Annotated in this window: 15 protein-coding genes and 3 tRNA genes; 17 read left to right on the forward strand and 1 reads right to left on the reverse strand. The window is 43.8% G+C overall.

Annotated features, from left to right (window positions below; genetic code table 11):
* Window positions 1–323: 323 nt before the first annotated feature.
* From rpsU to D0T66_RS09325, 17 genes are all read left to right on the forward strand, one after another.
* On the forward strand, window positions 324–518 hold the full coding sequence (gene rpsU / locus D0T66_RS09245) for a 30S ribosomal protein S21 (RefSeq protein ID WP_163357002.1): 195 nt from the start codon (window positions 324–326) through the stop codon (window positions 516–518).
* 64 nt (window positions 519–582) lie between these two features.
* A complete protein-coding gene (xerC, locus tag D0T66_RS09250) occupies window positions 583–1,476 on the forward strand; it encodes a tyrosine recombinase XerC (protein WP_163357003.1) in 894 nt (297 codons plus the stop codon).
* Between the two features lie 17 nt (window positions 1,477–1,493).
* Entirely contained in the window at window positions 1,494–1,790 is a 297-nt protein-coding gene (gene hpf / locus D0T66_RS09255; RefSeq protein ID WP_163357004.1) for a ribosome hibernation-promoting factor, HPF/YfiA family, read from the forward strand.
* Window positions 1,791–1,992: 202 nt separating this feature from the next.
* A tRNA-Thr gene (locus tag D0T66_RS09260) sits at window positions 1,993–2,066 on the forward strand.
* Window positions 2,067–2,084: 18 nt separating this feature from the next.
* A tRNA-Thr gene (locus tag D0T66_RS09265) sits at window positions 2,085–2,156 on the forward strand.
* Between the two features lie 59 nt (window positions 2,157–2,215).
* A complete protein-coding gene (gene tuf, locus D0T66_RS09270) occupies window positions 2,216–3,403 on the forward strand; it encodes an elongation factor Tu (protein WP_163357005.1) in 1,188 nt (395 codons plus the stop codon).
* A 46-nt stretch (window positions 3,404–3,449) separates the two neighbouring features.
* Window positions 3,450–3,521, forward strand: a tRNA-Trp gene (locus D0T66_RS09275).
* A gap of 38 nt (window positions 3,522–3,559) precedes the next feature.
* Complete coding sequence (gene secE / locus D0T66_RS09280) at window positions 3,560–3,763, forward strand: preprotein translocase subunit SecE (RefSeq protein WP_163357006.1); 204 nt, start codon at window positions 3,560–3,562, stop codon at window positions 3,761–3,763.
* 3 nt (window positions 3,764–3,766) lie between these two features.
* Complete coding sequence (gene nusG / locus D0T66_RS09285) at window positions 3,767–4,312, forward strand: transcription termination/antitermination protein NusG (protein ID WP_163357007.1); 546 nt, start codon at window positions 3,767–3,769, stop codon at window positions 4,310–4,312.
* Between the two features lie 64 nt (window positions 4,313–4,376).
* Complete coding sequence (rplK, locus tag D0T66_RS09290; protein WP_163357008.1) at window positions 4,377–4,820, forward strand: 50S ribosomal protein L11; 444 nt, start codon at window positions 4,377–4,379, stop codon at window positions 4,818–4,820.
* 19 nt (window positions 4,821–4,839) lie between these two features.
* Window positions 4,840–5,535, forward strand: a complete 696-nt coding sequence (gene rplA, locus D0T66_RS09295) for a 50S ribosomal protein L1 (RefSeq protein ID WP_163357009.1) — start codon at window positions 4,840–4,842, stop codon at window positions 5,533–5,535.
* 15 nt (window positions 5,536–5,550) lie between these two features.
* Complete coding sequence (gene rplJ / locus D0T66_RS09300; RefSeq protein WP_163357010.1) at window positions 5,551–6,069, forward strand: 50S ribosomal protein L10; 519 nt, start codon at window positions 5,551–5,553, stop codon at window positions 6,067–6,069.
* A gap of 42 nt (window positions 6,070–6,111) precedes the next feature.
* Entirely contained in the window at window positions 6,112–6,489 is a 378-nt protein-coding gene (gene rplL, locus D0T66_RS09305; RefSeq protein WP_163357011.1) for a 50S ribosomal protein L7/L12, read from the forward strand.
* A 105-nt stretch (window positions 6,490–6,594) separates the two neighbouring features.
* Window positions 6,595–10,407, forward strand: a complete 3,813-nt coding sequence (gene rpoB / locus D0T66_RS09310) for a DNA-directed RNA polymerase subunit beta (RefSeq protein ID WP_163357012.1) — start codon at window positions 6,595–6,597, stop codon at window positions 10,405–10,407.
* Between the two features lie 120 nt (window positions 10,408–10,527).
* Complete coding sequence (gene rpoC / locus D0T66_RS09315; RefSeq protein WP_163357013.1) at window positions 10,528–14,811, forward strand: DNA-directed RNA polymerase subunit beta'; 4,284 nt, start codon at window positions 10,528–10,530, stop codon at window positions 14,809–14,811.
* Window positions 14,812–15,000: 189 nt separating this feature from the next.
* Complete coding sequence (locus D0T66_RS09320) at window positions 15,001–16,269, forward strand: hypothetical protein (protein ID WP_163357014.1); 1,269 nt, start codon at window positions 15,001–15,003, stop codon at window positions 16,267–16,269.
* Window positions 16,270–16,319: 50 nt separating this feature from the next.
* Entirely contained in the window at window positions 16,320–16,688 is a 369-nt protein-coding gene (locus tag D0T66_RS09325; protein WP_221412203.1) for a TM2 domain-containing protein, read from the forward strand.
* Between the two features lie 61 nt (window positions 16,689–16,749).
* On the opposite strand, the gene D0T66_RS09330 is transcribed toward D0T66_RS09325, so the two are convergent.
* Complete coding sequence (locus D0T66_RS09330; RefSeq protein WP_255489784.1) at window positions 16,750–17,631, reverse strand: CPBP family intramembrane glutamic endopeptidase; 882 nt, start codon at window positions 17,629–17,631, stop codon at window positions 16,750–16,752.
* Window positions 17,632–17,634: the final 3 nt, after the last annotated feature.

The raw sequence follows: 17,634 nt of genomic DNA on the forward strand, positions 1-17,634 counted from the left end.
TTTAATTGGTTCATAATGAATCTGATTCCGGGGTACAAAGGTGACAGTAGGGTAACACGAAAGTAACACGAATGTTTCCTTTATTATTTTTTATAAAAACTTGGAGTTAAAAGAATTAAACTGTATATTTGCACCCCGAAAAATAGAAGGGAGGTTTAATGATCTTTTGAACAATACATAGGATATAATTTGTCAGATGTCGCTCACGTAGCGGTGTTCAGGAGATTTCATTTAAACAGTTAACTTGTGATTTTTGTGGAGTATCCACACGGTTTTTTTTAATTTAGAAAATAAGTAAAACAAAATAAAAATACATTTAAACTATGATTATTGTACCTTTGAAAGAGGGCGAAAATATCGAAAAAGCCCTAAAAAAATTTAAAAGAAAATACGAAAAAACAGGTGTTGTAAAAGAATTGCGTCGTCGTCAGGCATTCGAAAAGCCTTCGGTAACAAACCGTAAGAAAAGATTGCATGCTATTTACGTTCAACAAATGCACCGTTCGGAAGAACAATAAATTTATTGCGCATTTAGAATTTATTCCTTAACTTCGTCAGAGGGCTATTAATCATAGAGACGCGATGACGCAGTTAATAGAAAAATATCTCAGATATCTCCGTTATGAGAGGAATTACTCCCCCCGTACGGAGATTTCTTATTCAGAAGACCTGCGCCAGTTTTCGGTCTTTGTCGAGTCCGAACTCGGGCAGTCCGATGTGGCTGCTGTCGATGGCGACATTGTCCGCCGTTGGATTGTCTCGCTGATGGAGGCGGGTTTATCCGCCCGTTCTGTCAACCGGAAGCTTAGCGCGCTGAAATCCTTTATCCGCTATCTGCTGCGCATAGGGGAGTTGAAAGCCAACCCTTTGCGGAAAGTAGTAGGCCCTAAGGCTAAAAAGCCTATCCCTTCCTTTGTCAACGACGGGGATATGGAACACTTGCTGGACGAAGAAGATGCGGAAAATACCTTCGAGTCTATCCGCAACCGCCTGATGATGGAGCTTTTCTATGACACAGGTATGCGGCGGGCCGAATTGATAGGCTTGCAGGATGTAGATGTCGACTTCTCGGCGCGAATGCTGAAAGTCACAGGAAAGCGGAACAAGCAGCGGCTGATTCCGATGAGTGATAAGCTTGTAGCCCAGATAATGGAATATATGCAGGTGCGCGACAGCGAAGTAGAAAACCTTTCGGGTTATCTCTTTGTTAGGACTAATGGCGGGCAACTCTATCCGATGCTTGTGCACAGAATAGTGACAGGTGTACTGGAGTCGGTTCCGACCTTGTCGAAAACAAGCCCGCACGTGTTGCGGCACTCGTTTGCTACGGGTATGCTGAATAACGGGGCGGATATTAATGCAGTAAAAGAATTGCTCGGTCATTCGAGCTTAGCCTCGACGGAGGTTTATACACATACATCATTCGAAGAACTAAAGAAAATATATAAACAGGCTCATCCACGAGCCAAAAAATGAAAAAGGAGGACCAAACTATGAACATTCAGATTCAGTCAGTGCACTTTGAAGCTGCATCACATTTGAAGGAGTTTATTGAAAAGAAGGTAAACAAGCTCGGTAAATATTCGGATTCTATCTTGGATGCCGAAGTTATCTTGAAAGTCGTAAAGCCCGAAGTGGCTAATAACAAAGATGCTTCGGTGAAGCTGAATATTAAAAACGGAGAACTGTTTGCCAATAAAGTGGCCGACACCTTCGAAGAAGCTATCACCCATTGCGTCGAAGCATTGGAAAAACAGGTTGTAAAAGCAAAAGAAAAAGAGCGGAACTGATTACCGCTTAACCATATAGTTTAGTGCTTACGGATTCTGTGTATATCGGAATCCGTTTGCATTTGCAACAGATAATACTCTTAAAAGTTCGGGATGGACAAAAATAAATACCTAAAGTGTTGTGATTGTAAAAAATAATTCCTAATTTTGTCGCCGTTTCGCTCCGTAAAAAAGCGTAATAACGACAGAATTAGGAGTTTATGCCTCTTTAGCTCAGCTGGCCAGAGCACGTGATTTGTAATCTCGGGGTCGTTGGTTCGAATCCGACAAGAGGCTCAGAAAGTAGCGAAACAAGCCAATGTAGCTCAGGGGTAGAGCACTTCCTTGGTAAGGAAGAGGTCACGGGTTCAAATCCCGTCATGGGCTCTATTTTTGATTAAAAAGAATTTATTAAACATATTCTAACTAAATAATAAAAAGTAATTATGGCAAAAGAACATTTTAACCGGTCGAAACCACACGTAAATATCGGTACAATCGGTCACGTTGACCACGGTAAAACTACTTTGACTGCAGCTATTACTAAAGTATTGGCAGACAAAGGTCTTTCTGAAGCAAGATCATTTGATCAAATCGATAACGCTCCGGAAGAAAAGGAACGTGGTATCACAATCAACACTTCACACGTAGAATATGAGACAGCTAACCGTCACTACGCACACGTTGACTGTCCGGGACACGCCGACTATGTGAAAAACATGGTTACCGGTGCTGCTCAAATGGACGGTGCTATCATCGTTGTTGCAGCTACAGATGGTCCGATGCCTCAAACTCGTGAGCACATCCTTCTTGCACGTCAGGTAAACGTACCTCGTCTGGTTGTGTTTATGAACAAATGCGATATCGTTGAAGACGAAGAAATGTTGGAATTGGTAGAAATGGAAATGCGTGAGCTTCTTTCATTCTACGATTTCGATGGCGACAATACTCCTGTTATCCGCGGTTCTGCTCTTGGAGCATTGAACGGTGTTGAACAATGGGTTGAGCAAGTAATGGAATTGATGAACAATGTTGATACTTGGATTCCACTTCCACAACGCGACGTTGACAAACCATTCCTTATGCCGGTTGAAGACGTGTTCTCTATCACAGGTCGTGGTACAGTAGCAACAGGTCGTATCGAAACAGGTATCATCAAAACTGGTGAAGAAGTTGCTATCATCGGTCTTGGAGCAGAAAATAAAAAATCAGTTGTTACAGGAGTAGAAATGTTCCGTAAAATCCTTGACGAAGGTCAGGCTGGTGACAACGTAGGTCTTTTGCTTCGTGGTATCGACAAAGAAGAAATCAAACGTGGTATGGTAATCACTCACCCAGGAAAAGTAACTCCTCACACTAAAGTGAAAGCTGAGGTTTATATCCTGAAAAAAGAAGAAGGTGGACGTCACACTCCATTCCACAACAAATACCGTCCTCAGTTCTACCTCCGTACATTGGACGTGACTGGTGAAATCACTTTGCCGGAAGGAACTGACATGGTAATGCCAGGTGATAACTTGACTATCACAGTTGAGCTTATCTACCCTGTAGCATGTAACGTAGGTCTCCGTTTCGCTATCCGCGAAGGTGGACGTACAGTAGGTGCTGGTCAGATTACAGAAATTCTTGACTAATACTCAATGTCAAAAGCCGGTTCGGTAAAACAAACCGGCTTTATTTACGGGCGTAGTTCAGTGGTAGAGCGTTGGTCTCCAAAACCAAATGTCGGGAGTTCGAATCTCTCCGCCCGTGCAATAAATCTCAATGACTGAATATCAGAAACAGAGTCAATGAAAAAAATAATTAATTACGTAAAAGATTCTTATAACGAACTTGTATATAAGGTAACTTGGCCTTCCAGGGCCGAACTCACCAATAGCGCGGTTCTTGTCCTGATTGCTTCCATCATTATGGCATTAATCGTTTGGGGAGTCGATTCTGCATTTGAGGCTATTCTGAAATTTTTCTACGGGCTTCTGCAAACCAAAAACTAAGTTATGTCTGAAATCGAAAAAAAATGGTATGTTTTGCGTGCTGTTAGCGGCAAAGAAACCAAGGTGAAGGAATATCTTGAAATGGAGATGCGGAAATCCGAACTGGGAAAATATATTTCTCAAGTTCTTATTCCGACAGAGAAAACTTATACCATGCGTAACGGAAAGAAAGTGCTCAAAGAGCGTGCTTACCTTCCCGGTTACATATTGATAGAAGCTGCTCTGACGGGAGACGTCATTCATGAACTCCGCAACATCAACTTTGTTGCCGGATTTTTGCCTGATACACAAAACCCGCAACCGCTACGCCAGTCGGAAGTGAACCGTATCCTCGGTACTATGGACGAATTGGACGAGCAAGATGCCGAAATGGACATCGAGTACATTGTGGGCGAAAATGTGAAGGTGACCAACGGTCCTTTCTCGGGATTCTCGGGTATCATTGAAGAGGTGAACGCAGAGAAGAAGAAACTCAAAGTAATGGTAAAGATATTCGGACGGAAAACTCCGCTCGAATTGAATTACATGCAGGTCGAAAAAGAACAATAATAACTGGTTACGCGGTTAGGTTGTTCATCGTTTAAAATTTTTAAACTCAAAAATTAGAAACAAAATGGCTAAAGAAATTGCTGGACAATTAAAATTACAAATTAAAGGCGGTGCAGCAAATCCATCACCTCCCGTAGGACCTGCATTGGGTTCGAAAGGAATCAACATCATGGATTTCTGCAAGCAATTCAATGCCAGAACTCAAGACAAAGCAGGTAAAGTATTGCCAGTGGTGATTACTTACTATGCTGATAAGTCTTTCGATTTTATCGTAAAACAATCGCCAGTTCCGGTGATGTTGCTCGAAGCTTCTAAAGTTAAAGGCGGTTCGGCAGAACCTAACCGTAAAAAAGTAGCTGAGATAACATGGGATCAGGTGAAAGCAATTGCCGAAGAAAAAATGTCGGATTTGAACTGCTTTACGATGGAATCAGCTATGAAAATGGTTGCTGGTACAGCAAGGAGTATGGGTGTCGCCGTGAAAGGTGAATTTCCTGATGTTAAATAATTAAACTTCAATTGAGACAATGGGTAAACTTACAAAAAATCAGAAGTTAGCATTCAGCAAGATTGAAGCAGGGAAGCAATATACTCTAAGCGAAGCTGCTGCGTTGGTAAAAGAGATTACGACAACCAAATTCGACGCATCTGTCGATATTGATGTTCGTCTCGGTGTAGACCCGCGCAAAGCTAACCAGATGGTGAGAGGTGTAGTATCACTTCCTCACGGAACAGGAAAGCAAGTAAGAGTTTTGGTATTATGTTCCCCTGACGCCGAAGCGGCAGCTAAAGAAGCTGGAGCTGACTACGTTGGATTGGATGAATATATTGAAAAGATCAAAAGCGGTTGGACTGATATCGATGTTATCATCACTCAGCCTGCTATCATGGGTAAAGTAGGTGCTCTTGGACGTGTATTAGGACCTCGTGGCCTGATGCCTAACCCTAAGAGTGGTACTGTAACTGTGGATGTAGCAAAAGCTGTACAGGAAGTAAAATCAGGTAAGATTGACTTCAAAGTTGACAAAGCTGGTATCGTTCACACTTCAATAGGTAAAATATCTTTCACTCCGGAGCAGTTAAAAGATAACGCGAAAGAGTTTATAGCAACACTTATGAAGTTGAAACCGTCTTCTGCAAAAGGAACTTATGTTAAGAGCATCGCCCTTTCGAGTACTATGAGTCCGGGTATTAAAATCGACCCTAAATCAGTTGAAAACTAATTAAGAATTGGAATTATGAGAAAGGAAGAAAAAGGCGCTATTATAGAAACTATTGCAGAAACTATCAAGCAATACGACAACTTTTATCTGACAAATATCGAATCGCTTAATGCAGTGAAAACAAGCGACCTCAGACGCGAATGCGCTAAGCAGGAAGTGCAACTGATGGTAGTGAAGAATACACTGCTCAAAAAAGCCTTGGAATCGCTCGAAGGAGACTATTCGGAACTATATACAGCACTGAAAGGTAATACTGCTATCATGTTTTCGAATGTCGCTAATGCACCTGCCAAAATCATCAAGCAGTTTGCAGGAAAAGACGCTGAAATTCCGGCTTTGAAAGCGGCATATGTTCAGGAAAGTTTCTATGTAGGAAAAGAACAACTACCGGCATTGGTAAATATCAAGAGCAAGACAGAACTCCTCGGAGAAGTTATCGGATTGCTTCAATCGCCAATCAAGAACGTTGTTTCGGCTCTACAATCGGGTGGAAATACCATCCATGGAGTTTTGGAAACTCTATCTAAAAAATAATCAAGTAAAAATAAATTCAATAACATTTTAAATTATAAAAAAATGGCAGATATCAAAGCTATTGCAGAACAACTAGTAAACTTGACAGTAAAAGAGGTAAGCGAACTTGCTGAAGTTCTTAAGACTGAATACGGTATCGAACCAGCAGCGGCAGCAGTTGCAGTTGCAGGACCAGCAGCTGGTGGTGCAGCAGAAGCGGCAGAAGAAAAATCTTCATTCGATGTAGTATTGAAGTCAGCTGGTGCTAACAAATTGGCTGTTGTAAAAGCAGTTAAAGAAGCAGCAGGACTTGGTTTGAAAGAAGCTAAAGATCTAGTAGATGCAGCTCCGGGTGAAATCAAAAAAGGAGTGAGCAAAGACGAGGCTGAAGCATTGAAAAAATCATTGGAAGAAGCAGGAGCTGAAGTTGAACTTAAGTAAGCAAAGTCCTCTAAACTAGGATACTATGGTTAAGAATCTTCCTCAACGAGGATTCTTAACCTTTTCGCGTCAAATATCATTAGGTTCAATAAAATTGGTTTTTCCATGTCTTCAACAAAAACAAATCAAAGAGTTAATTTTGCCTCAATCAAGAATCCGCTTCCTTATCCGGATTTCCTTGAAGTGCAGTTAAAGTCGTTCAGAGACTTTTTACAACTTGATACTCCACCAGAAAAAAGAAAAAAGGAAGGACTATATGAAGTTTTCGCCGAAAACTTCCCAATTGCCGATACACGAAACAACTTCGTGCTCGAGTTCTTGGATTACTTTATAGACCCCCCACGTTATACAATAGAAGAATGTCTCGAAAGAGGATTGACATATAGTGTTCCGTTAAAAGCGAAACTAAAACTGTATTGTACCGACCCTGACCACGAAGACTTCGACACCGTTATACAGGATGTGTATTTAGGATTGATTCCGTACATGACCGAAAAAGGTACGTTTGTGATAAACGGAGCCGAGCGTGTCGTAGTATCGCAATTGCACCGTTCGCCCGGTGTATTCTTCGGTCAGACGATGCATGCCAATGGTACCAAGCTTTATTCGGCACGTATAATACCTTTCAAAGGGTCATGGATCGAATTCGCAACCGACATCAACAATGTGATGTATGCTTATATCGACCGTAAAAAGAAATTACCTGTAACAACGCTTCTCCGTGCCATCGGTTACGAGAGCGACAGGGATATATTGGAGATTTTCGATTTAGCCGAAGAATTCAAGGTTACTAAACAAAGTATCAAGAAGGCTGAAAACCGGAAACTTGCTGCGCGTATTCTGCGCACGTGGATGGAAGACTTTGTTGACGAAGATACCGGCGAGGTAACGTCTATTGAACGTAATGAGGTTATTCTCGAACGCGAAACTGTGTTATCGAAAGACCATTTCGATTTGATTCTCGAATCGGGTGTTTCTACTATATTATTGCACAAAGAAGCTCAGAACCAATCGGATTTTGCGATTATCTACAATACATTGCAAAAAGACCCGAGCAACTCTGAGATTGATGCAGTGCGCCATATCTACCGTCAGCTTCGCAGCGCCGAACCTGCCGACGATACCAGTGCACGCGAGGTGATAAACAATCTCTTCTTCTCCGAAAAACGTTACGATTTGGGAGAAGTAGGACGTTATCGCCTGAACAAAAAACTGAGTTTGTCTACACCGGATGACATCCGCGTATTGACAAAAGAAGATATCATCGAAATCATCAAATACCTTATCGAGTTGATTAACTCGAAAGCGATTGTCGACGATATCGACCACTTGAGCAACCGTCGTGTGCGTACCGTAGGTGAGCAATTGTACAACCAGTTTGGTGTAGGATTGAACCGTATGGCACGTATCATCCGCGAACGTATGAACGTGCGTGATAACGAGGTGTTTACGCCAATAGACTTGATTAATGCAAAAACAATATCTTCGGTTGTAAATACATTCTTCGGTACGAATGCGCTTTCTCAATTCATGGATCAAACCAATCCACTGGCTGAGATTACGCACAAACGCCGTATGTCGGCACTCGGACCGGGCGGTCTTTCGCGCGAAAGAGCAGGTTTCGAGGTGCGTGACGTTCACTATACACACTATGGTCGTCTTTGTCCGATTGAAACGCCGGAAGGTCCGAATATCGGTCTGATTTCGTCTCTTTGCGTGTATGCGAAAATAAATGACCTCGGATTTATCGAAACACCTTACCGTAAGGTTGCTAACAAAAAAGTTGACCTCTCGGAAAATGGTATCGTTTATCTGGCTGCCGAAGAAGAAGAAGACAAGATCATAGCACAAGGTAATGCGCCGTTGAACGATAACGGAACATTTATCAATTCGCGTGTAAAAGCCCGTCAGGATGCAGACTATCCGGTTGTATCGCCTGACGAAGTAGAATTGATGGACGTATCGCCTACACAGATTGCATCCATTGCCGCTTCGTTGATTCCATTCCTGGAACATGACGATGCCAACCGTGCATTGATGGGATCGAATATGATGCGTCAGGCAGTTCCTTTGTTGCGTACCGAAGCGCCTATCGTAGGTACAGGTATCGAAGGACAGCTGATCCGCGACTCGCGCACACAAATCGTGTCCGAAGGAGCAGGAGAAGTTGTGTATGTAGATGCAAGTACAATCAAAATCAAATATGATCGTACGGATGATGAAGAATTTGTAAGCTTCGACGATGCTGTCAAGACTTATGAAATCCCTAAATTCCGTAAGACGAACCAGAATACAACAATTGACCTTCGCCCTGTTTGCGCCAAAGGCGACAGAGTAGTGGCAGGTCAAATCCTTACCGAAGGTTATTCGACAGAAGACGGAGAATTGGCCATCGGTAAGAACCTGAAAGTAGCCTTCATGCCTTGGAAAGGATACAACTTCGAGGATGCGATTGTGCTGAATGAGCGCATCGTTCGCGAAGATATCTTTACTTCGGTACACGTCGAAGAGTTCTCGCTCGAAGTACGTGATACGAAGCGTGGGGTAGAGGAATTGACTTCCGACATCCCGAACGTGAGCGAAGAAGCTACAAAAGATTTGGACGAAAGAGGAATTATCCGCATCGGTGCGCGTGTTGCTCCGGGCGATATCCTTATCGGTAAGATTACACCTAAAGGAGAATCTGATCCGTCGCCGGAAGAAAAATTGCTTCGTGCAATCTTCGGTGATAAAGCAGGGGATGTGAAAGACGCTTCGTTGAAAGCCTCTCCATCGCTCAAAGGGGTAGTAATCGGAACAAATCTCTTCTCTAAAGCCAATAAGAAAGGTAAAACAAAACTTTCGAGCAAAGCATTGCTTCCTAAATTGGACGAAGAGTACGATGAGAAGTTTGCAGCAGTGAAAACCGTATTGGTTGACAAGCTGTTGAAACTGACCGAAGGTAAAACTTCGCAAGGTGTAAAAGACTATCTCAATGTAGACATCATACCGAAAGGTTCGAAATTTGCCAAAGGAGCGTTGGAAAACATCGACTACGAAACAATCCAAGTGAGCGGCTGGACAACAGACGAGCACAAAAACGGTTTGATTCGCGATGTGATCGTAAACTTCCTGCGCAAATATAAAGAACTCGATGCCGAGTTGAAACGTAAACGTTTCGACCTGACTATCGGAGACGAATTGCCATCAGGTATCGTACAGATTGCCAAAGTATATATCGCTAAGAAACGTAAGATACAGGTAGGTGATAAAATGGCAGGACGTCACGGTAACAAAGGTATCGTTTCGCGTATCGTCCGTCAGGAAGATATGCCGTTCTTACCGGACGGAACACCTGTCGACATCGTGTTGAACCCACTCGGGGTGCCTTCGCGTATGAACCTTGGTCAGATTTTCGAAACCGTATTGGGATGGGCAGGTAAAGAACTTGGAGTGAAGTTTGCAACCCCTATCTTCGACGGAGCAAGCCTCGACGATTTGAATGCCTGGACAGACAAAGCCAACGTTCCGCGTTACGGTAAAGTTCGTTTATTCGACGGTGGCTCGGGCGACCAGTTCGACCAGCACGCAACAGTAGGTATTATCTACATGCTGAAACTCGGTCACATGGTCGAAGACAAGATGCACGCACGTTCTATCGGTCCTTACTCGCTCATTACGCAACAACCTCTTGGAGGTAAGGCGCAATTCGGGGGACAACGTTTCGGAGAGATGGAGGTTTGGGCACTCGAAGCATTCGGTGCGGCCAATATCCTTCGCGAGATATTGACTATCAAATCCGACGACGTGAACGGACGTTCGAAAGCATACGAAGCAATCGTGAAAGGCGAGCCTATGCCACAGCCGGGTATCCCTGAATCGTTGAACGTGTTGCTCCACGAAATGCGTGGTCTCTGCTTGAGCGTAACACTCGACTAAAATAATGAGTTAATATGAAAATGTGCCAATGTGCTAATGGCATTACAGAAATTAGCACATTAGCATATTAGCTCATCAGCACATTAAAATAAAATAACTCTTTATACAACAAAATATAAGATGGCTTTTAGAAAAGATAATAAAGTAAAGAGTAGCTTTTCAAAATTGACAATCAGTCTGGCATCTCCCGAAGAAATTCTGGAGGCATCCAGCGGTGAAGTTTTGAAGCCCGAAACAATCAACTACCGTACATACAAGCCTGAGCGCGACGGTCTTTTCTGCGAACGCATTTTCGGTCCTGTAAAGGATTACGAATGCCATTGTGGTAAATACAAAAGAATCCGTTACAAAGGCATTGTCTGCGACCGATGCGGTGTTGAAGTAACAGAAAAGAAAGTACGCCGCGAGCGTACAGGACACATCCATTTGGTTGTTCCTGTGGCTCACATCTGGTACTTCCGTTCGTTACCGAACAAAATCGGTTATCTGTTGGGTATCCCGACTAAAAAACTCGATTCAATTATTTATTACGAGCGTTATGTCGTTATCCAGGCAGGTATCATGGCTGAAGAAGGAGTTGCTGAAAAAGACCTCCTGACCGAAGATGAATACCTGAACATCTTGGATAAACTGCCGAAGGAAAACCAATTATTAGACGATGCAGACCCTAACAAGTTCATCGCTAAAATGGGTGCCGAAGGTGTTTACGAACTATTGTCCCGTATTAATCTGGATAAACTGGCTAATAACTTGCGCCACAAAGCAAGTACCGATACATCTCAACAACGCAAGAACGAAGCGTTGAAACAACTTCAGGTTGTAGAAGCGTTCCGCGGTGCAAAAGGAAAGAATAAACCGGAATGGATGATCGTTAAGATTGTTCCTGTTATTCCGCCTGAATTGCGCCCGTTGGTTCCACTCGATGGAGGACGTTTCGCCACTTCGGACTTGAATGACCTGTATCGCCGTGTGATTATCCGTAACAACCGTCTGAAAAGACTAATCGACATCAAAGCGCCGGAAGTAATCTTGCGTAACGAAAAACGTATGCTTCAGGAAGCTGTCGATTCATTATTCGATAACTCGCGTAAATCGAGCGCTGTTAAGACAGATGCTAACCGTCCGTTGAAATCACTTTCGGATAGTTTGAAAGGTAAACAAGGACGTTTCCGTCAGAACTTGCTCGGTAAACGTGTCGACTATTCGGCTCGTTCGGTAATTGTCGTTGGCCCTGAGTTGAAGATGCACGAATGTGGTATCCCTCAGGATATGGCAGCCGAACTTTACAAACCGTTTATCATCCGTAAGTTGATAGAACGCGGTATTGTTAAGACCGTAAAATCGGCGAAGAAAATAGTAGACCGCAAGGAGCCTGTAGTATGGGATATCCTCGAGCATGTGATGAAAGGACACCCTGTATTGCTCAACCGTGCCCCTACGCTTCACCGTTTGGGTATTCAGGCGTTCCAGCCTAAGATGATCGGCGGTAAAGCCATCCAGTTGCACCCGTTAGCATGTACGGCCTTCAATGCCGACTTCGACGGTGACCAGATGGCGGTACACTTGCCATTGGGTAACGAGGCTATCCTCGAAGCTCAGATTCTGATGCTCGGATCGCATAATATCCTGAACCCTGCCAATGGTGCGCCTATTACAGTGCCATCTCAGGACATGGTTCTCGGATTATATTATATCACTAAAATCCGTAAAGGAGCTAAGGGCGAAGGTTTGACATTCTACGGGCCGGAAGAAGCGATTATCGCTTACAACGAAGGCCAGTTGGATATCCATGCCCTTATCAAAGTATATGTTCGCGACCTGAATGAGAATGGCGAAGCTGTGAAAGTGATGAAAGAAACCACAGTGGGACGTCTCATGGTGAACGAATTTACACCGGAAGAAGTAGGTTATATCAACGAAGTGCTTTCTAAGAAATCGCTCCGCGACATTATCGGAATGGTTATCAAAGAAGCCGGAGTTGCTAAAACCGCTCAATATCTGGATGCAATCAAGGATTTGGGTTATACTATGGCCTTCAAGGGAGGTCTGTCGTTTAACCTCGAAGATGTGATTATTCCGGAGCAAAAAGATGAATTGGTGAAAGAAGGTTATGACGAAGTAGAACAAATCATGGCCAACTACAACATGGGATTCATCACTTACAACGAGCGTTACAACCAGATTATCGATACATGGACGCACGTTAACTCGCGTTTGTCTAACATCCTGATGAAACAATTATCGGAAGACAACGACGGATTCAACTCGGTATATATGATGTTGGATTCGGGAGCCCGTGGTTCGAAAGAACAGATTCGCCAGTTGTCGGGTATGCGTGGTTTGATGGCTAAACCGCAGAAAAGTGGTGCCGAAGGTGGACAAATTATCGAGAATCCGATCCTTTCCAACTTTAAGGAAGGACTGTCGGTACTCGAATACTTTATCTCTACCCACGGTGCGCGTAAAGGTCTTGCCGATACCGCCTTGAAGACAGCCGATGCCGGATACTTGACTCGTCGTCTGGTAGACGTTTCGCAAGATGTTATCATCAACGAAGAAGACTGTGGAACACTCCGCGGATTGGTTTGTACAGAGCTGAAAAACAACGAAGAAGTTGTTGCATCGCTCTACGAACGTATCCTGGGACGTGTTTCGGTACACGATATTCAACACCCGCTTACAGGAGAAATCATTGTGAATGCAGGGGAAGAAATCACTGAAAAAGAAGCTGAAGCTATCCAGAAATCACCTATCGAGCGCGTTGAAATCCGTTCGGTACTGACTTGCGAATCGAAGAAAGGTGTTTGTGCTAAATGTTACGGACGTAACCTTGCATCGGCACGCATGGTACAGAGAGGTGAGGCAGTGGGTGTTATCGCAGCACAGTCTATCGGTGAGCCGGGTACACAGTTGACACTCCGTACGTTCCACGTTGGGGGTATCGCTTCCAACATTGCTACCGAAAACAGCATTGTGGCGAAGTATGACGGTATTCTCGAAATAGACGACCTACGTGTAGTAGATACGACCGACGAAGCAGGCAAGAAAGTAATGATTGTTGTCAGCCGTTTGGTTGAGCTTCGCTTAGTTGATCCGAATACGAAGATTGTTCTTCAAACGCATAATATACCTTACGGTTCTAAGCTTTACTTCAAAGACGGAGCTAAAGTGAAGAAAGATGACCGTGTGTGTGAGTGGGATCCATTCAACGCCGTTATCATCTCCGAGGCGACAGGTAAGATCCGTTTCGTGAATGTTATTGAAAACGTAACATTCAAAGTGGAGTCAGACGAACAAACAGGTTTGAAAGAGAAAATCATTATCGAATCGCGTGATAAGACAAAAGCTCCTGAGGCTGAAGTCTTGGACGAAAAAGGTAATGTAATCAAGACATACAGTTTGCCGTTGGGCGCACACATCGTGAAAGACGAGAACGACACCATCAAGGCGGGAGATATCCTCGTGAAAATCCCTCGTGCTGTAGGTAAGGCCGGTGACATCACTGGAGGTCTTCCGCGTGTGACCGAGTTGTTCGAAGCTCGTAACCCGTCTAACCCTGCTGTAGTATCTGAAATAGATGGTGAGGTATCATTTGGCAAAATCAAACGTGGTAACCGCGAAATCATTGTTACCTCGAAATTGGGTGAAGTGAAGAAATACCTTGTTCCGCTATCGAAGCAAATCCTTGTACAGGAAAACGACTTTGTGCGTGCCGGTATGCCGCTTTCGGACGGAGCTATCACGCCATCGGATATTCTTGCTATCATGGGGCCTACTGCGGTTCAGGAATATATCGTGAACGAAGTTCAGGATGTATACCGCCTGCAAGGGGTGAAAATCAACGACAAGCACTTCGAAGTAATTGTACGTCAGATGATGCGCAAGGTAGAAGTGATCGATCCGGGAGACACTCGCTTCCTGGAACAGCAAATCGTTGACAAATACGATGTGATGGAAGAAAACGACCGTATCTGGGGTAAAAAGGTTGTTATCGATGCCGGAGATTCTGCCGTGTTCGAAGCCGGACAGATTGTTACTGCCCGCAAACTGCGCGACGAAAACTCTATGCTGAAACGTAGAGACTTGCGTCCTGTTGAAGTGCGCGATGCAGTTCCTGCAACAGCCAACCAGATATTGCAAGGTATCACCCGTGCAGCATTGCAGACAACAAGCTTCATGTCGGCAGCTTCGTTCCAGGAAACAACGAAAGTGTTGAACGATGCAGCTATCAACGCGAAATCAGACAGATTGGAAGGTTTGAAAGAGAACGTTATTTGCGGTCACTTGATACCTGCCGGTACAGGTCAGCGCGATTTCGACAAAATCATCGTCGGTACGAAAGAAGATTTTGAACGAATGAATGCGAATCGCCGTACAGTAGTCGATTTCGACGCAGTTGAGTAAGATTGAACTTATATAATTTGGTAAAGGGAGTAAATGATTATTTGCTCCCTTTATTTTTGTTTGTTAACTATTAGTTAATACCTTTGCGAATAATTAAAATAGCAACCAGCTTAGCACAAAGTAATACACTCACATATTTAATTCTTTGTCGGTTGATTCTGTTAATACTCACTTGATTACAAAATGATTATGAAAAAAGCAACACTTCTTTTGACATTTTTTGCCTGTATGGCAATGTTATTTACCGCCTGTTCGGATGATGATAAAACATCTGAATATGCTATTACCCTAACTGCAAATAATGATGGCACCGTTTCAACGAATATTGGCGGAACTGTAGATGCAGAAAAAGCTAAGGCAGGGGACGCTATAACCCTTACTGCGACAGCGGCTGATGGTTACAAATTTTCCCGTTGGGTAGTGACCAGTGCTAATCTGACATTGGAAGATGCAACGGCTAACCCGTTAACTTTTACCATGCCTGCTTCGGATGTAGCTATCCGTGCCGAATTTGCTGAAGAAAATTATACAGTATATATAGCCGGATCGGATTATGATGGCTCTAAACATTATCCATGTATATGGGTGGATGGCGTGAAACAAAGACTGCCTTCTGCCGGCATTTCTACAGCAGCTTATGCTGTTTATGTGTCGGATAATAAGGTCTATGTAGCAGGAGACGACCGTGAAGCAACAGGTAAGGTTGCCTGTTTGTGGGTCGATGGCGTTAAACAGGTTTTACCGTCGAATGGTACTGATGCAACAGCCAATTCGGTTTTTGTTTCAGACGGAAAGGTTTATGTTGCCGGTTGTGACCTTGGTCAGCCATGTCTGTGGGTGGATGGCGTGAAGCAAACGCTTCCTTCTACAGTGGCGATGTTTGGTAGCCAGGCTTATAAAGTGTCTGTTCTGGACGGAAAAGTTTATGTAGTCGGAGACGCTTATGACGGAGCCGTTTGGAGAGCATGCCTTTGGGTAGATGGTGTGGCGCAAGTACTTCCTTCATCATCTGCATTGTCTGCTTCTGCTATTTCTGTATCTGTTGTAGATGGCAAAGTATATGTAGTAGGAGAAGAAAGTGATATGTATACAGCTATTGCCTGCTTGTGGGTAGATGGCGTGAAAGAGGACCTTGACTCGGATGGTTGGGCAGTAGCTTATTCAGGTTATGCTTCTAACAATAAGTTCTATATAGCAGGTGGAACTACTTCTACTTCGGGGTATAATCCATGCTTATGGGTTGATGGTGTGAGACAGATGCTTCCTGTAGAGGGAACTTTTTACAGTGCAGTCGCAACAGATGTTTGCGTTGCCGGAGGAAAAGTTTATGCGGTGGGAGATGTAGAAGTAAATTCCCATTCGGTATCAGCTTGTCTATGGGTCGACGGAGTGAAGCAAGATCTTCCTTCGGAGCAAAGAGCGTATGCTTATTCTATATTTGTAACTCCTGCACAATAAGATATATGAATTTTCTTTATCTTTGAACATTACTAAATTCAAAGAAGAAAATGGAAACGAATACCCCCAATACGAAGATGTGTCCTCGCTGCGGAGAGGAAGTGGATTTGAACGCTCAGTTTTGTCCTAAGTGCGGATTTGCTTTTTATCAACAACAATATCAGCAACCGCAGCAACCTCCTTATGCGCCGCCCTACGATCCTACGAGATCGGACAAGGACTTCCTCACAACGTTGCTCTTAGCTATATTTCTGGGGTATCTGGGTGTCCATCGCTTCTATACCAACAATACGGCTATCGGGGTTATCCAGTTGGTGACCTTGGGCGGTTGTGGAGTATGGGTGCTTATAGATATTATCATGCTTGTCACCGGCAGCTATAAAGACGGTGACGGCAAAATTGTGAAAAACGACAGGTAAGATATAGACTGAAATATAATAGAAACCCCGAGAGCCTGAACAGCTTTCGGGGTTTTCTTCTTTATAGTGGCGATAGCATTGCTTCTTTCGGCTTTTTCTTTTCGTAATAGGCAATTATAGCCAATGTGCCTATGATGCAAAGGACGGAGCAGATAACCGAGCCTTCGAACCCGAAAGCGCCTCCGTTGAGGATATTATTCTCGGGATAAGAGAGGCTCAGGATAGGCGTATTTTGTGTCCCGCTCACATTGTAACCCAATACCGGCCCTTGAACGAAGTTCCAGAACAGGTGCATACCCACCGGCAGCCACAGGTTGCGTGTGTACATATATGCCGCACCCAATAGCAATCCGGCTAAGAATAAATTAAGCATAGGCAGCATTCCTAAATTCGGATTAAACAAGTGCATGGCTGCGAAGAATGCAGAGCTAATAATCAACGCAGTAAATTTGTTGGTTACCTTCATCAGGCTGCCGAGCATATAGCCGCGACATAAGATTTCTTCCGATAGCGATACCAGAATGAACAAGATAAAATAACCTATAAACTCGGAGGGTACGAACTGTGTAGATTCTATGACGATGTTGTTTGTCAATAAAAGCACTACGAAGCCGATTCCCATTACGGCGGCAGCAATCAGGCTGCCTGCCCAGAACTCCGAAATATGGCCTTTCAGCTTGAAGCCGAGCGATAGCATACTCTGCTTATCCCAAAGCCTCCAGAAGAGGAACACCAGGGCCAAAGTAGTTAGCAATGATGCGGCGGTCATTGCGATATGCAGCCATACAGATTCGGTACTGGTATTTAAAGCAGCCAGATCTACAGTTCCGGTGGTAATAACTGAATGTAATATATATATCCCCCCTTGGATAAAAGAGGAAATAATAATGAACCCGATAAGAAACAGGATAATTTTTCCAAGTGCGATTAATAGCTTTTTCATAGT

It is taken from the genome of Dysgonomonas sp. 25 (assembly GCF_010501075.1).
In the GTDB taxonomy this organism is placed as follows: Bacteria; Bacteroidota; Bacteroidia; order Bacteroidales; family Dysgonomonadaceae; genus Dysgonomonas.

Bases quoted from the DNA above. Each gene is read 5' to 3' on its own strand.
- rpsU (WP_163357002.1), top strand. From the start codon at position 324: ATGATTATTGTACCTTTGAAAGAGGGCGAAAATATCGAAAAAGCCCTA.
- xerC (WP_163357003.1), top strand. From the start codon at position 583: ATGACGCAGTTAATAGAAAAATATCTCAGATATCTCCGTTATGAGAGG.
- hpf (WP_163357004.1), top strand. From the start codon at position 1,494: ATGAACATTCAGATTCAGTCAGTGCACTTTGAAGCTGCATCACATTTG.
- tuf (WP_163357005.1), top strand. From the start codon at position 2,216: ATGGCAAAAGAACATTTTAACCGGTCGAAACCACACGTAAATATCGGT.
- secE (WP_163357006.1), top strand. From the start codon at position 3,560: ATGAAAAAAATAATTAATTACGTAAAAGATTCTTATAACGAACTTGTA.
- nusG (WP_163357007.1), top strand. From the start codon at position 3,767: ATGTCTGAAATCGAAAAAAAATGGTATGTTTTGCGTGCTGTTAGCGGC.
- rplK (WP_163357008.1), top strand. From the start codon at position 4,377: ATGGCTAAAGAAATTGCTGGACAATTAAAATTACAAATTAAAGGCGGT.
- rplA (WP_163357009.1), top strand. From the start codon at position 4,840: ATGGGTAAACTTACAAAAAATCAGAAGTTAGCATTCAGCAAGATTGAA.
- rplJ (WP_163357010.1), top strand. From the start codon at position 5,551: ATGAGAAAGGAAGAAAAAGGCGCTATTATAGAAACTATTGCAGAAACT.
- rplL (WP_163357011.1), top strand. From the start codon at position 6,112: ATGGCAGATATCAAAGCTATTGCAGAACAACTAGTAAACTTGACAGTA.
- rpoB (WP_163357012.1), top strand. From the start codon at position 6,595: ATGTCTTCAACAAAAACAAATCAAAGAGTTAATTTTGCCTCAATCAAG.
- rpoC (WP_163357013.1), top strand. From the start codon at position 10,528: ATGGCTTTTAGAAAAGATAATAAAGTAAAGAGTAGCTTTTCAAAATTG.
- D0T66_RS09320 (WP_163357014.1), top strand. From the start codon at position 15,001: ATGAAAAAAGCAACACTTCTTTTGACATTTTTTGCCTGTATGGCAATG.
- D0T66_RS09325 (WP_221412203.1), top strand. From the start codon at position 16,320: ATGGAAACGAATACCCCCAATACGAAGATGTGTCCTCGCTGCGGAGAG.
- D0T66_RS09330 (WP_255489784.1), bottom strand. From the start codon at position 17,631: ATGAAAAAGCTATTAATCGCACTTGGAAAAATTATCCTGTTTCTTATC.